The 13,562-nt window shown below is 71.9% G+C and carries 11 protein-coding genes; 3 read left to right on the top strand and 8 right to left on the bottom strand.

Annotated elements, in window-relative coordinates; translation table 11 throughout:
- Window positions 1-20 precede the first annotated feature (20 nt).
- The 4 genes from MRQ36_RS00885 to MRQ36_RS00900 form a co-directional block, all read right to left on the bottom strand.
- Entirely contained in the window at window positions 21-836 is an 816-nt protein-coding gene (locus MRQ36_RS00885) for a 26S protease regulatory subunit (protein WP_242791516.1), read from the bottom strand.
- Window positions 734-1,186 carry a hypothetical protein gene (locus tag MRQ36_RS00890; protein ID WP_242791518.1) on the bottom strand — a complete coding sequence of 151 codons (453 nt, stop codon included), beginning with the start codon at window positions 1,184-1,186 and terminating at the stop codon, window positions 734-736. The genes MRQ36_RS00885 and MRQ36_RS00890 overlap by 103 nt, the downstream gene beginning before the upstream one ends.
- A 445-nt stretch (window positions 1,187-1,631) precedes the next feature.
- Window positions 1,632-2,768, bottom strand: a complete 1,137-nt coding sequence (locus MRQ36_RS00895) for an acyl-CoA desaturase (RefSeq protein WP_242791527.1) — start codon at window positions 2,766-2,768, stop codon at window positions 1,632-1,634.
- A 13-nt stretch (window positions 2,769-2,781) separates the two neighbouring features.
- Complete coding sequence (locus MRQ36_RS00900) at window positions 2,782-3,873, bottom strand: ferredoxin reductase (RefSeq protein ID WP_242791529.1); 1,092 nt, start codon at window positions 3,871-3,873, stop codon at window positions 2,782-2,784.
- Between the two features lie 84 nt (window positions 3,874-3,957).
- Here MRQ36_RS00900 and MRQ36_RS00905 point away from each other — a divergent pair, with 84 nt between their 5' ends.
- Window positions 3,958-5,187 carry a CdaR family transcriptional regulator gene (locus MRQ36_RS00905; RefSeq protein ID WP_242791531.1) on the top strand — a complete coding sequence of 410 codons (1,230 nt, stop codon included), beginning with the start codon at window positions 3,958-3,960 and terminating at the stop codon, window positions 5,185-5,187.
- A gap of 99 nt (window positions 5,188-5,286) precedes the next feature.
- Window positions 5,287-6,276 carry a nitroreductase family protein gene (locus MRQ36_RS00910; RefSeq protein ID WP_242791533.1) on the top strand — a complete coding sequence of 330 codons (990 nt, stop codon included), beginning with the start codon at window positions 5,287-5,289 and terminating at the stop codon, window positions 6,274-6,276.
- Window positions 6,277-6,330: 54 nt separating this feature from the next.
- Here the strand turns inward: MRQ36_RS00910 and MRQ36_RS00915 are convergent, their stop codons facing one another.
- From MRQ36_RS00915 to MRQ36_RS00930, 4 genes are all read right to left on the bottom strand, one after another.
- Window positions 6,331-7,791: a multicopper oxidase family protein gene (locus MRQ36_RS00915; RefSeq protein ID WP_242791535.1), complete on the bottom strand. Its 1,461-nt coding sequence runs from the start codon at window positions 7,789-7,791 to the stop codon at window positions 6,331-6,333.
- A gap of 201 nt (window positions 7,792-7,992) precedes the next feature.
- Window positions 7,993-9,033, bottom strand: a complete 1,041-nt coding sequence (locus MRQ36_RS00920) for an enediyne biosynthesis protein (RefSeq protein ID WP_242791537.1) — start codon at window positions 9,031-9,033, stop codon at window positions 7,993-7,995.
- Window positions 9,030-10,991 (bottom strand): CRTAC1 family protein, encoded by a 1,962-nt coding sequence (locus MRQ36_RS00925; protein ID WP_242791539.1) that lies wholly within the window; start codon window positions 10,989-10,991, stop codon window positions 9,030-9,032. The genes MRQ36_RS00920 and MRQ36_RS00925 overlap by 4 nt, the downstream gene beginning before the upstream one ends.
- A 382-nt stretch (window positions 10,992-11,373) precedes the next feature.
- The gene (locus MRQ36_RS00930) at window positions 11,374-12,012 is read right to left on the bottom strand and encodes a MerR family transcriptional regulator (RefSeq protein ID WP_278187395.1); all 639 of its coding nucleotides are present in this window, start codon (window positions 12,010-12,012) and stop codon (window positions 11,374-11,376) included.
- Between the two features lie 680 nt (window positions 12,013-12,692).
- On the opposite strand from MRQ36_RS00930, the gene MRQ36_RS00935 reads away from it, so the two are divergent.
- A complete protein-coding gene (locus tag MRQ36_RS00935; RefSeq protein WP_242791543.1) occupies window positions 12,693-13,493 on the top strand; it encodes a helix-turn-helix domain-containing protein in 801 nt (266 codons plus the stop codon).
- The last annotated feature ends 69 nt before the right edge of the window (window positions 13,494-13,562 follow it).

The raw sequence follows: 13,562 nt of genomic DNA on the forward strand, positions 1-13,562 counted from the left end.
TCTCCTTCCGGCGGGCCGGCTCAGCCGCGACGCAGCCCGGCGACGGCTTCTCGCAGGTCATCCTGGCTGATCGGGCCGGCCGGCGCACCCTCGGTCGCCTCCCGCATCGCCTTGGCCAGCTGCACCCGGCGCAGCAGTTCGCGGATGTCCGCGCCGGTCAGGCCGGGGGTGAGCGCGGCCAGCTCGGCCGGGTCGACGTCGGCGGCGAACATCCGGAAGCCGGGCCCCTCGTGCCGGTCGATCAGCTCGCGGACCATCTTCGTGATGATCTCCGCGCGGCCGGTCTCGTCGGGCGCGGGGATGGCGACCTTGATGTCGAAGCGTCCGGAGCGGATCAGCGAGGCGTCCACCCGTTGCGGGAAGTTGGTGGTGGCCACCACGATCACGTCGGGGTTCTCCTCGAACAGGGTGTTCATCTCCTGCTTGAAGATGCCGGCGACCGCGTTGACCGCCTGGCTGGCGGCGTCCCCGCCGGCCCCGGCATAGCTGATGATGCTGTCGAACTCGTCGAAGAGCATCACGGTGGGCTGCCGGTAGCGGCGGGCCTCCCGGAAGATCTGCTTGATGTTCCGCTCGGAACCGCCCAGATACTTGTCGAGGATCTCCGGGGTGCGGATCTCCCGGAAGTCGGCGCCGATCTCGTTGGCCAGGGCGCGGGCCAGCATGGTCTTGCCGGTGCCGGGCGGGCCGTACATCAGGATGCCCTGCGGCCGGCGGGCGCCCCAGCGGGCCATCACCTGCGGGTGACGGAACGACACGGCGATCTCCCGGAACCGGGCGACCACCTCGGCGAGGCCGCCGACCTGGTCGAGGGTGACCGCGTCGCTGCGCGGCACGGCGCGGACCGGCGGCGTGGGCGGTCGGCCCACCGGGAAGGCCCGGCCGCGCAGCGCCCCTCGCCGGCCAGCTCGCGGACCGCGTGCAGCACCAGACCGACCACGGCCCGCAGGTGCGCCGGCCCGACTTGCGCGCTGGGCAAGGCCACGCGCAGGGTCACCGTCCGTCCACCGTCGGCACTCTCGTCGTACGCCAGGTCGGGGCGCAGGCCGAGCGCGGCGGCCTCGCGCAGCGCCACGGCCCCGGCCGGGTCCTCGTCGAGGGTGCCCGGCGGTCGCAGCCCGAGCCGGCGGGACGCCTCGGCCAGCAGCCCGCCGGCCGACGGGTCGCCGCCGGCCAGGCGGCGCACCAGCAGCACCCGGCCGGGCCGGCGACACCCAGGCTGAGCAGGCCGACCGCCCGGCCGGCGGCGGCACGGACCTCGGCGTCGAAGTGGTGGGTCCCGTCGGCGGCCCGGACGGTGAGCCGGAGGGCGCGCAGCGACGCGGAGCGGTGGGCGTCGCCGAGCAGGCTCGACCGGGCCGGCTGCGGCGGCGGCGAGCAGGCCCGGGGCGTCGTGCACGGTGACCCGGGCGCCGAACAGCTCGAAGCTGTCGGCACCCGGTCGGAGGTCGTGCCCGTTGTCCGTCATGGACTCGTGTCCTTCCGCCGGTGACCTCCCGAAAGTCTGCCAGCCACCCCCGACGACCCGCCACCGTCGCGCCCCTCGGACCCGCCGCCCGAGGGACCGTGACGGGCTCCGGCCCGGACACCGTGACGGTGCCGGGCCGGACAGCGGTCGGGGTGGGGGCGGGTCAGGCCGGCGCGCCCGACGAGGCCAGCGCGGCCGGCACCGCCCGCTCGGCCCGCCGGTTCGGCAGGGAGAGCCGGATGACCTTCCACCAGGCGGAGGCGACCTGCTTGGGCAGCGGGCCGGTGGTGTACTTCAGCCCGTACCGGTCGAACAGCGCCCGCACCTGCGGGGCGATCTCCTGGTAGCGCTTGCTGGGCAGGTCGGGGAAGAGGTGGTGCTCGATCTGGAAGGACAGGTTGCCGGTCATGATGTGCATCAGCCGGCTGCCGCTGATGTTGGCCGAGCCGAGCATCTGCCGCAGGTACCACTCGCCCCGGGTCTCGCCCTCGATGGAGGTCCTGGAGAACGTCTCCACCCCGTTCGGGAAGTGCCCGCACATGATCACCGAGTGGCTCCACAGGTTGCGGATCAGGTTCGCGGTGAAGGTGGCGGCCAGGGTGCTGAGGAAGGAGGGCCCGGACAGCAGCGGGTGGATCAGGTAGTCCTTGAGGAACTGCCGACGGATCTTGCGACCCACGGCGCGGGCCCGGGCCCGGAACTCCGGCGACTTGTGCCGCCCCTTCTGCAGGTTCCGCCCCAGCTCCAGGTCGTACGCGGCGATGCCGTACTCGAAGAAGCAGGCGTTGATGAAGTTCCACAGCGGCTGGCCCAGGTGCATCGGGTGCCACTTCTGGTCCTCGTCGACGCGCATGATGCCGTACCCGAGGTCGTTGTCCTTGCCGAGCACGTTGGTGTACGTGTGGTGCAGCTGGTTGTGCGAGTGCTTCCACTGCTCGGCCGGGGAGACGTGGTCCCACTCCCAGGTCGTGGAGTGGATCTTCGGGTCGCGCATGAAGTCGTACTGGCCGTGCAGGATGTTGTGGCCGATCTCCATGTTCTCCAGGATCTTGGCCGCCGCGAGGCCGGCGGTGCCGACGACCCAGGCCGGCGGGAAGAGCGAGAAGAGCAGCACGGCCCGGCTGCTGATCTCCAGCGTCCGCTGGGTCTTGATGACCTTGCGGATGTAGGTCGCGTCCGACTCGCCGCGCTCGGCGAGCACCCGGTCCCGGATGGCGTCCAGCTCCTTGCCGAGGATCTCGATGTCCTCGGCACTGAGGTGGGCGATCGGGTTGACGGCCTTCTTCTGGATCACGGTCACGTCGGCCTCCTGTCTACAGGTCGATGTCGCAGGTACCGGCCGCCGCCGACACGCAGGTCTGGATGAGTACGCCGTCCCCCGGGACGGCGGTGGTGACGTCACCGGTGCGCAGGTCACGGACGGCGCCCTGGCGCAGCGGCAGCACGCAGCCGTAGCAGATGCCCATCCGGCAGCCCGACGGCATCAGCACCCCGGCGTTCTCACCGGCGTCGAGGATCGGGGTCGCGCCGTCGGCCTCGACCGTCACCGCGGCACCGGTGAAGGTCACCGTGCCGCCCTCCCCCGCGGAGATCACCGTGGGCCGGAACCGCTCGGTGTGCAGCCGGTCGGCGAGGCCCTTCGAGGCCCAGTGCCCCTCGACCGCGTCGAGCATGCCGACCGGGCCGCAGGCCCAGGTCTCCCGCTCGGCGTGGTCGGGGACCAGGTCGTCCAGCTCGTGCACGCCGAGCAGCCCGTCGACGTCGGTGTGCCGCTCGACCAGCCGCAGCGCGCCCTGCGCGGCCAGCGCCCGCAGCTCGGCGCCGAAGATGACGTCACCGGCGGCCGGTGCGGAGTGCACCAGCACCACGTCGGCGCGGGTGTGCAGACCGGCGCGGAGCATTCCCATGACCGGGGTGATGCCGCTGCCGGCGGTGAGGAAGAGGACCCGCGGTGGGGTGGTCCCGGGCAGCACGAAGTCGCCCTGGGCCTGGTCGAGCTGCACGATCGTGCCGGGGCGCACCCGGTGGACCAGGTAATTGCTGACCTTCCCGTCCGGGATGGCCTTCACGGTCACCGCGATCCGGCCGTCCGCGCCGCCCGGCGGACAGGTCAGCGAGTACGCCCGCCACTGCCGCACCCCGTCGACGTCGACGCCGAGCCGGACGTACTGCCCGGGGGTGTGCCCCCGCCAGCCGCGGCCCGGCTTGATGACGACGGTCGCCGCGTCGGGGGTCTCGGGGCGCACCTCGACGATCCGGCCGCGCAGGGCGGCCCCGGCGCGCAGCGGCGCGACCAGGTCGAGGTAGTCCTCGGGCAGCAGCGGGGTGGTCACCGTCTCGGCCAGCCGCAGCAGCCGGTCCCGGACGGAGACCCGCTGCGGCGGGCGCGGGACAGTTGTGGTCATATAACCAGGGTGACCGCGTGAGCGCATAACATCTTGACCGACGAAGGTGAAACAGCCACAGTTTTTTGTTCGGGGAGAACAAACATGTCGGACCAGTCCGGGACGACCCGGCGCGCCGCCCACCTCGAACTGGACGAACAGGTGGCCGGTCGGCTCCGGGACCGCCTTCCCGTCGTCGCCGAGCGCACGGTCAGCGCGATCACCGCCGAGGTGCCCAGCTATTCCGGCACCCTCACCGGCAGCATGCGGGAGAAGATCGAGAACGCGGTACGCCTCGCACTCGGCACGTTCCTGCAGCTGTTGGAGGGTACCCAGCCGTCCGACCCGAGCACCCCGCTCACCCCCGCCCTGGCGGCCGCGTACGCCCTGGGCAGTGGGGAGGCGCGCGCCGGGCGGAGCATGGACGCGCTGCTGGCCGCGTACCGGATCGGTGCCCGGGTGGCCTGGCGGGAGGTCTCCACCACCAGCGTGCAGGCCGGGCTGGCCGCCGCCACGGTCGCCGAGTTCGCCGAGCTGATGTTCGCCTACATCGACGAGCTGTCGGCGGCCAGCGTGGCCGGGCACGCCGACGAACTGGCCAGCGCCGGTCGGGCCCGCCGCCGCTCCCTGGAGCGCCTCGCCCAGCAACTGCTGGCCGGCGAGCCGGAGGAGACGCTGCGGCGCAGCGCCGAACGGGCCGACTGGCCACCGCCGCGCACGCTGACCGTGGTGCTGCTGCCCCGCCGCAGCCTCCGCGCGGTGCTGGCCCTGCTCAGCCCGCACACCCTGGAGAGCGGCGAGGACCTGCCCGGGGTCGAGCCGGCCGAGGAACTGGCGGTGCTGCTGGTGCCGGACGTGCACGCGGGCCGCCGCCGGCAGCTCACCCGGGTGCTGCACGGCCACCGGGCGGTGCTCGGGCCGGCCCGCCCGTGGCACCGGGTGGCCACGTCCTACCAGCGTGCCGTCCGGGCACTCGCCCTCGACCTCGGCGACCCGACCGGGGAGGCGCCGCTGGACACCGAGCAGCACCTGGCGCGGTTGCTGCTCAGCATGGACCCGGAGGGCCTGGCCGACCTGCGCACGCAGGCGCTGGCGCCGCTGGCGTCGCTGCCACCGGCCACCGCGCACCGGCTCGCCGGGACGCTGCGCTCCTGGCTGCTGCACCAGGGCCGCCGCGACGACGTCGCCGCCGACCTCTTCGTGCACCCGCAGACCGTCCGCTACCGGATGGGCAAGCTGCGCGAACTGTACGGCGACCGGCTGCACGACCCGGCCACCGTCCTCGACCTGACCCTCGCCCTGGCCGTCCCCCCACCGCCGCCCGAGCCGGACTGAGCCGGGACGGCCGGCCCGGCGGCACCGGGCCCTTGGGCCCTGTCCGCCGACCGGCGCCGGCCGCAGGGTGGGAGGGGACGAGCAACGAGGAGGCCCACCATGAGCCAGCCATCGACCTGGACGGAGCAGACCGCCACCGTACGGGTGCTGGAGGCGGCGGCCCGCCAGTCCCTGCACGCCCCGTCGGTGTTCAACACCCAACCGTGGCGCTGGCGGGTCGCCGGGGGCGCGCTGGAGCTGCGTACCGACCCGGGTCGGCAGCTCACCGTGACCGACCCGGACGGCCGGTTGCTGGTCCTGAGCTGCGGCGCCGCCCTGCACCACGCCCGGATCTCGCTCACCGCCGCCGGCTGGGGCGTCGAGGTGGACCGGCTGCCCGACCCGGCCGACCCGGGGCTGCTGGCGCGGCTGCGTACCACCGGCCCGGCCGAGCTGGACGTGGCCGCCGGCCCGCTGGTCGACGCCATCCCGCGCCGGCGCACCGACCGGCGCGCGTACGGTGACCGGCCGGTGCCCGAGCCGCTGCTGACCCGGCTGCGGGAGGCGGTCGAGGCCGAGGGTGCCCACCTGCACGTGGTCCGGCCGGACCAGATGCCGATGCTGGCCGTCTCCACCGCGCGCGCCGCCGACGCCGAACTGGCCGACCCGGCGTACCGGGCGGAGTTGCGCGAGTGGACCAACCGGCCGGCGGGCAGCGGGACGGCGTGCCCACCGCGACCGTCCGGCCGGCGCCGCGCCGGGTCCCGGTACGCGACCACGCCCGGCGGGGCGGCCGGGCTCACCGCCGGCACGGACTTCGACCGGGGCGCGGCGTACGTGATCCTCTTCGGTGAGCGGGACGACCCGGCGGCCTGGCTGCGCGGCGGCGAGGCGCTCTCCGCGCTGCTGCTCACCGCGACCGCGGCGGGCCTGGCCACCGCGCCGATCAGCGACGCCATCGAGCTGGCCTGGCCGCGCCGGATGATGCGCGACCTGCTGGCCGGCATCGGCGATCCCTACCTGGTGGTGCGGGTGGGCTGGGCACCGGCCGGCGAGCTGCCGCCCGCGCCCCGCCGCGCGCCCGCCGAGGTGATCGAGGTCGACGGCTGAGGTGGCCGGGGGGACCCGGGTCGGGCGCGGCGGCACGGCCGCGCCCGGCCCGGGTCAGCTGGTGCGCGGGACGATCTCCATCTGCCCCATCATCCCGAAGGCCGAGTGGTCCAGCATGTGGCAGTGGTAGAGGTAGCGGCCCAGGAACCCGTCGAAGGTGGCCTGCACCCGGACCGACTCCCCCGGCCGGACGTAGATGGTGTCCTTCCACCCGGACTCCCCCGGCGCCGGCGGCGCGCCGTCGCGGTCCAGCACCCGGAACTGGGCCAGGTGCATGTGGAAGGTGTGTTCCAGGTTGAGGCCGGCGTCACCGTTGACGATCTTCCAGATCTCGGTGCTGCCCTGCGTGATGGTGGTGTCCACCCGGTCCGGGTCGAACGCCTTGTCGTTGATCAGGCTGGCGAAGGTGACCGGGTCGACCCGCATCACGAACAGCCGCTCCGCGGTGGCCGGCGGCAGCGTCGGCAGCGGTCGCAGCTGCGGCGGGACGCAGCTCGGGTCGGTCGCGCGGCGGACGACGTCGAACCGGACCAGCGGCCCGCCGGTCGCGTCGGCCAGCACCACGTGGTCGCCGACGGCGTACCCGGAGAAGTCGATCACCACCTCGGCCCGCTCCGCCGGCCCCAGCAGGATCGAGGTGCGGGGCACCGGCGCGGGCAGCAGCCCGCCGTCGCTGCCGACCTGGGTCAGGGTGGCCCCGCCCGCGTTGACCTCGAAGGTGCGGTGGGTGGAGGCGTTGAGCAGCCGCAGCCGGTAACGCCGGGCGGCCACCGGGAAGTACGGCTGGTGCCGGTTGTTGGCCAGCAGGGTGTTCCGGCTGAACGGGTCGGCCTGGTTCCACACCAGCGAGCCGTCCTCGGCGAAGAGCGAGTCGCGCAACGCGATCGGGATGTCGTACGGGCCCGACGGCAGGCGCAGCGCCGCCTCGTCCGACCCCTCGATGAGATAGAAGCCGTAGAGCCCCCGGTAGACGTGCTCGGACTCGGTGTGGTGGCTGTGGTCGTGGTACCACAGCGACGCGCCGGCCTGCTGGTTCGGGTACTCGTAGACCCGCTCCTCGCCGGGCTGGATCAGGTCCATCGGGTGGCCGTCGTGCTGGGCGGCGACGTGGCCGCCGTGCAGGTGCACGTTGACCGGCTGGTCCAGCCGGTTGCGGTAGGTGACCCGGACGCGGCGGCCCTGCCGGGCCCGGATGGTCGGGTTCACCGGGTAGCCGCCGTAGCTGAGCATCCGGCTGGTCAGGCCAGGGATGATCTCGATGTCGGCGGTGGTGACGTCGAGCCGGTAGTGGTCGGTGTCCGCGGTGACCGCCACCGGGCGCAGCACGGGCGGCACCACCAGCGGGCGGGTGAACGGCTCGCCGGTGGCGGCAGACCTCACCGGGTGCGGCGGGCGGTGGTGGTGCGCCGGGGCGCCGCCCGGAGCGGCGGCCGCGGGCGTGATCGTCTCGGCGGCGGGGATGACCAGCGCGGCTCCCGCCGCACCTCCCAGTGACAGCAGCGTACGTCGGTGCACGGGGTCCCCCGAATCGTGGATTGCGGCCGACCACCTCCCCGGCCGGCCCGCGTCGCGGTCGATCGTGGCACCCGCCGGCCGCGCCGGCTTCTTCCAGATTGCTCTTCTGCGCGCTCAGTCAGTCCACACCGGACACGGCGGACGGAACCGGCCCCGGGCCACCCTGGCGGGGCGGGACCGGGGCCGGTGCGACGCGGTCGGTCAGCGGGTGACGGTGGCCAGCGTGGCCGGCGCACCCGGCGAGACGGGCACCCGGCGGTCCCGCCGCCGCTCGCCCCACCAGATCCACCACCAGTACAGGCCACGCAGTGCGCAGACGATGGTGACCGCGAAGAACAGCGTGTAGACGACGTTGAACACCATCAGCACGCCGTAGACCGTCGCGACCGACGAACCGAACATGAACTGGTTCTTGAAGGTGGTCGGGGTGGTGCCGGGGTCGGTGATCATGTAGTTCGTGAAGAGCACGAACGCGACACCGGTCATCGGCACCAGCGCCGCCCAGAGCGCGACGTCCCAGACGAAGTGCCGGATGAGCGCCTGGATCACGAACCCGCCGACCCAGCCCATGATGAGCGGGACCTTCTTGGTGAGCACCGCGTTGAGCACCGTGCCGGAGGTGATGATGACCAGCGGCACCACGATCCGGATGACGTCCGGGACGTTCTCCGTGAAGTGGTACGGCGGCGCGATGTTCACCCAGGAGAAGGCGAGCAGCGTGACGGTGATGCCGAGGTTCGACGGGTTCATGAAGTGCCGCATCCGGCCCTTGATGGGCGCCTGGAAGACGGCCTTCTGTCCGATGGCGACCACCACCGCGAACGCGATGGGCCAGAAGTTGTCGTTGGCATAGAGGAGCATGTTCGCCGCGAGCGCGGTGATGTGGGTGGGCAGCAGGAAGGTGTAGAGCCCCCACATCCCGTTGCCCCGGTAGGCCGGGGTGCGTCCCCGCGACCAGGCCGCGATCGCCTCGATGACGATCTCGGCGCCGTAGCCGACCGCCAGGGCGAGGAACGGCCAGGTCCACGGCTGCTCGAAGCCCAGGACGGTGTAGCCCAGGATGTTGAAGATGCTCATCGAGATGGCGAAGTTGCGCAGCGCGATGTAGCGGGGATCCTTGGCGTCCACCCGGGGCGGTGCGCCGTTGCGGGACTGCGGGGCGGCCGGCGGGGTGCTGGCCGGGGTGGGCACGGTCGTCGGCATCCCGACGGGTGCGGAACCGATCCGATGGGTCTGCGTCATGACGCCTTCACCTCCTGAGCCTGAGTGGTGAGCATGAGGTCGTGCCAGCCGGTGGAGAGGTCCAGCTGCTGGCGGTGCGGGACGCCGTCGAGGTCACGCCAGCACACTTCCGCCGAGACCGGCTTCGCGCCCTGATGACCGAGGCCGAAGAAGACGTCGAAGCTGCGCTTGCCGGAGTGGCCGCCGCCACCGTCGAGCTGGCTGACCCGGGTGCTGCCGTCGGCGAGCGTCAGCTTCACCTGGGCCCCGTACGCCGGCGTGCCGACCGGCCCGTCGGCACCGGCGCCGGCCGCCGGGCGGTAGAGGCGCAGACCGAGGAAGTCGCCGCGCTTGCCGCTGGTGTTGCGGTAGTAGGCCGGGGCACCCCACTGGCGGGCGACGGCGAAGTCCTGGCCACCGTCGCCGTCGGCGTCGGCGACCGCGATGCCGCGGGTCGGGATCGGCACGTCCAGGCCGAGGTCGTGGCTGAGGTTGACGAAGCGGCCGCTGTCCTCCCTGGCCCAGAAGCCGACCGGCTCGGAGCCGGCGATGTCGTCACCGGGCACCGCCTTGGGCCACATGTCCGGCTCGCGGAGCATCAGGTCGTTGCTCATCGCGAGCTCCTGGAGCCAGTTGAACCGGTTGATCCTGCCCTTGACGAAGCCGCTGGCCTGGACGACGGAGAGCTTTCCGCTGTTGTCGAAGTCCGCCATCTTGGCGTCCCAGCCCCAGCCGATCCAGGCCATGTTCAGCCGGGCGGCCCGGTTCTCGAACGGCGCCCGCCCGGCGGCGAGCTGCGCCCTGGCGTCCGCGGTGTCCTTGGCGGTGTTGTGCCAGACGAAGTTGCTCTCCTCCAGGCCCCAGGAGACGGTGATGTTGCTGACGAACATGTCGAAGCGGCCCTCGCCGGAGAGGTCGCCGAAGTCGACCCCCATGCCCTTGAACGAGTCGTGCCCGACCACCAGCGACTTCGGCGTCGCCGGTCCGCGGCGTCCCTCCGCCAGGGCGAAGCGGATCCGGCCCGGGGTGGAGACGTTGTGGAAGAAGCGGTCGTTGCCGAAGTCGTTGGCCAGGTAGAGCTCCGGCAGCAGGTCACCGTCGAGGTCGGCGGAGCCGGCGGCGAGCGTCCAGCCGGTGCTCACCTTCGGGTCCAGGGCGGGCTGCTCCTCGAAGCGCACCGAGTCGGCCGACGCGGACGTCCAGCGCAGCAGGTGCGCGCCACCGCCGTTGCGGGCCGAGGACATCGAGTGGTTCATCTCGACGTTGGGCTGGCCGACGGGGTTCAGGACCTCGCTGTCCCGGAAGTAGTTGAACACCCCGAGGTCCGGGTGGCCGTCACCGTCGAAGTCGGCCACCGCCACCGCGTTGGTGTTCCACAGCTTGCCGTGGTAGACGCCGTCGGAGGACTCCTGCTCCGGCAGCACCTCGATCGGGCGGAAGCTGGCCAGCGTCAACTCGGCCCGGGTGGCGCGGTGCAGGAAGAGCACCGGCGTCCGACCCCAGTAGTAGACCAGCAGGTCGTTCCACCCGTCGCCGTTGAAGTCACCGGGTACGCAGCCCATCGGGGACATCGTGGCGCTCTTGGGCAGCGGCGCCGGATCGAGCACGAACGGCTGGTAGCCGCCACCGCTGCCGGGAGCGGGGGTGACGATCGCGGCGTCGCTGCGGGTATCGACCAGGCAGAGGTCGTTGGCCACCCCGGTGCCGTCCAGGTCGTTGACGGCGATCGCCGCGCCGACCGACGACACCCACGACCTGATGTGCTCGTACTTGGGGTTGACCGCCCGCACGGTGTGCTGTGGCAGGCCCGGCGGCAGGGCGATCGGCAGCTCGGTGAAGCCGAACCGGGACGCCAGTGAGGCACGGTCCGCGGCCGATGCCTGCGGCAGACGGGCCACCTGGAACAGTGCCGCCAGGAGCACGAGCACGAAGATGGCGGGAGCTAGGCGGCGGAGCTTTCCGACGGGTTTCGTTGGCATCGCTTCCCCTTGCTTGGACGGCGTGCGGCGCATCCGGCACCGGTGCCCGGTCCGGGACCGGGCCCGACGCGCCGGCCCGACCCGGCCGCCGGCCCGTGGTGCCGGCGGAACGGCACCGCGTCGGCGGCGAGACGGTCAGGCGTGCGGACGGGATTCGGCACCGGACGACGGGGGTGGGAATACCACCTGACCGAAGTGCCGACGGACGGACGGCAGCGGGACGAAAGGCTGTCCTGACGTTCGTAATCCTCACGGCCGGCCGTGCACGAAGTCTTCTCAATAATTGCTCTGCAAACCTCGTCGGCCGGTGATTCGCAATTTTGGAGAAAAGATTTTCCGAGTACGCACGAAGGCCACCGACCAATGTCGGTGGCACCGGCGTTCAGCTGGGGTCGCAGTCGCCCCGGTCGTCCTGGCGGGCCGCGAGGCGGTGCTCGTACGCCATCCGGCGCATCACCGCGAAGGCCACCTCGAACAGCACGGTGCGGGCGACCACGGTGGCCGCCGGCACGGCGGGGTCCACGTCCTCGATGCTGCGGGCGAGCCGCTCGGCCGCCTCCGCGTAGGGCACGAACGCCTCGGCCTGGCAGGAGCAGCCCAGCCCCTGGAGCGCGGCGAGAACCTGGGCGAGGGTGTCGCGTTCCCGGGCGTCGGGCGCGATCCGCCACCCGATGGCGTCGATGAACTGGTCGGTCTGCTGGCGTGCGGTGCGCAGGGAACGCCCCTCGGCCTCCGGCATCGGGTGCTGCGCCAGCAGCCGGTCGTTGACGATGCGGGCCAGGCCCTGGGGGGACAGACAGTTCGCGTCGATCGCTGCCAGCACCTCCCGTACCGACGCGAGACTCATCATGCCGATCCCGGTGAGCAGCCGGATCAGGCGGAGCCGGACCAGGTGGGACTCGTCGTACTCCGCCTGGTTGCGCGCGGTCGGTGTCCCCGGAGGGAGCAGTCGCTCGCGGAGGTAGAACTTGATGGTTGCCACGGAAACACCGCTCTGCCTGCTGAGATTCGAGATTTTCATCGAACTCCATCAGTTGTTTAGCGATGACCTCGGCTCATGCTGCCACACCTGACCAGCCAGCGACAGAGCTACTGATCGGTCGCCCACCTGACAGCATCCCAGGAGAAATTCCGGACACTTGGCTATTAGCGGCACCATTGGGCAATAACCCACGGTCGTCGCATGAGCACTCCGTGTAACTATGGCAAAACCCCTGGTCACGGGGGTTGTCGAGGCGTCCCGGCGGAAGTTCTACCGGCCGCGGACGAAGATCGACCGTCACTTTCCGTACATCTTTCTGGATAGTGGAAATTGCCAACCTCCCCTTTCCAAATGATTGCTCAGTTTGTCGGTCGGGCGCGTCTCCGGACCGACGAAACAGCAGCTCAGGAGGCATGTGGACACAGCGTAACCAGGCATCGGCCGGCCGGGCGGCCGGCTGCGACCAACGGAGTATTGCCGCCGGGCGCTATCACCCCTAACATCAACTTCCGTCACTCGGTGCTACAACGAGGGGGAAGCTTGGGCGTGTGACTGCCGACGGTTGAACACACACGCACCACGCCACCTCACGGGTATGGGACCAGCAACCGGACAATTCTTGCGCACTTCGTCGCGGGAATTGCGCCGCGCACGTCGCCACGGGTCCATCGTTTACCCGACACCGTGACAGGGACCTTTACTGGGGAGGTAAAGAGGTCATGGACAACGCCGCGGAAAAAGCTGTCGAACGCGTCATCGCAGCCATGCACGACAATCTCGGTGAACAGCTCACCATCGACGACATGGCACGGGTCGCGATGTTCAGCAAGTTCCACTTTTCGCGGATCTTCCAGCGGGTCACCGGGGTGTCCCCCGGCAGGTTCCTCTCGGCCCTGCGACTGGCGCAGGCCAAGGAGCTGCTGACCTCCACGTCGTTCAACGTGTCGGATATCAGTCTCCGGGTGGGCTACACGAGCGTCGGGACCTTCAGCTCCCGGTTCACCCGCAGTGTGGGGCTCTCCCCCACCACCTACCGCCGGCTGCGGGGCATCGCGCCACGCATCCAGTCCGGCACCGACCTGGTCGACCCCACCCAGGCGACCGGCATGGTCCGGGGCCTGCTCACCCCGGCCGACCCGGACAAGCCCGGGCTCACCTTCATCGGCCTGTTCCACGACCGCATCCCCGAGGGGCGGCCGGTCAGCTGCGCCGTGCTGGCGGAGCCGGGCCCGTTCCTGCTCGACAAGGTGCCGCCCGGATCGTGGTACCTCCTCGCGCACTCCGTCGCCGAGAGCCCGGAGCAGGCCGTCGAACCGTCCTCGCTGCGGGGCGTGGGCCTGGCCGCCGCCACGGTCGGCCCGCTCACCGTCGGGCAGTCCGACATCGTGGAGAACGCCGACCTGCACCTGCGGCCGATGCGCTCCCTCGACCCGCCGGTGCTGCTCGCCCTGCTCGACGTGCGCAAGACCGCGATGGCCCGGGTCGGTCGCGCGCCGCAGCGGTATCCGCTGGCGGCCTGACCCGACCGCACACGGTCCGGCCGGCCACCGCCAGTGCGGTGGCCGGCCGGACCGTGTGCGTGCCGGACC

Source organism: Micromonospora sp. R77 (assembly GCF_022747945.1).
GTDB lineage: Bacteria > Actinomycetota > Actinomycetes > Mycobacteriales > Micromonosporaceae > Micromonospora.

What these genes read in the sequence shown, in the direction of transcription:
- MRQ36_RS00900 (WP_242791529.1), bottom strand. Translation starts at nt 3,873, where the DNA reads ATGACCACAACTGTCCCGCGCCCGCCGCAGCGGGTCTCCGTCCGGGAC.
- MRQ36_RS00905 (WP_242791531.1), top strand. Translation starts at nt 3,958, where the DNA reads ATGTCGGACCAGTCCGGGACGACCCGGCGCGCCGCCCACCTCGAACTG.
- MRQ36_RS00910 (WP_242791533.1), top strand. Translation starts at nt 5,287, where the DNA reads ATGAGCCAGCCATCGACCTGGACGGAGCAGACCGCCACCGTACGGGTG.
- MRQ36_RS00920 (WP_242791537.1), bottom strand. Translation starts at nt 9,033, where the DNA reads ATGACGCAGACCCATCGGATCGGTTCCGCACCCGTCGGGATGCCGACG.
- MRQ36_RS00925 (WP_242791539.1), bottom strand. Translation starts at nt 10,991, where the DNA reads ATGCCAACGAAACCCGTCGGAAAGCTCCGCCGCCTAGCTCCCGCCATC.
- MRQ36_RS00930 (WP_278187395.1), bottom strand. Translation starts at nt 12,012, where the DNA reads ATGAAAATCTCGAATCTCAGCAGGCAGAGCGGTGTTTCCGTGGCAACC.
- MRQ36_RS00935 (WP_242791543.1), top strand. Translation starts at nt 12,693, where the DNA reads ATGGACAACGCCGCGGAAAAAGCTGTCGAACGCGTCATCGCAGCCATG.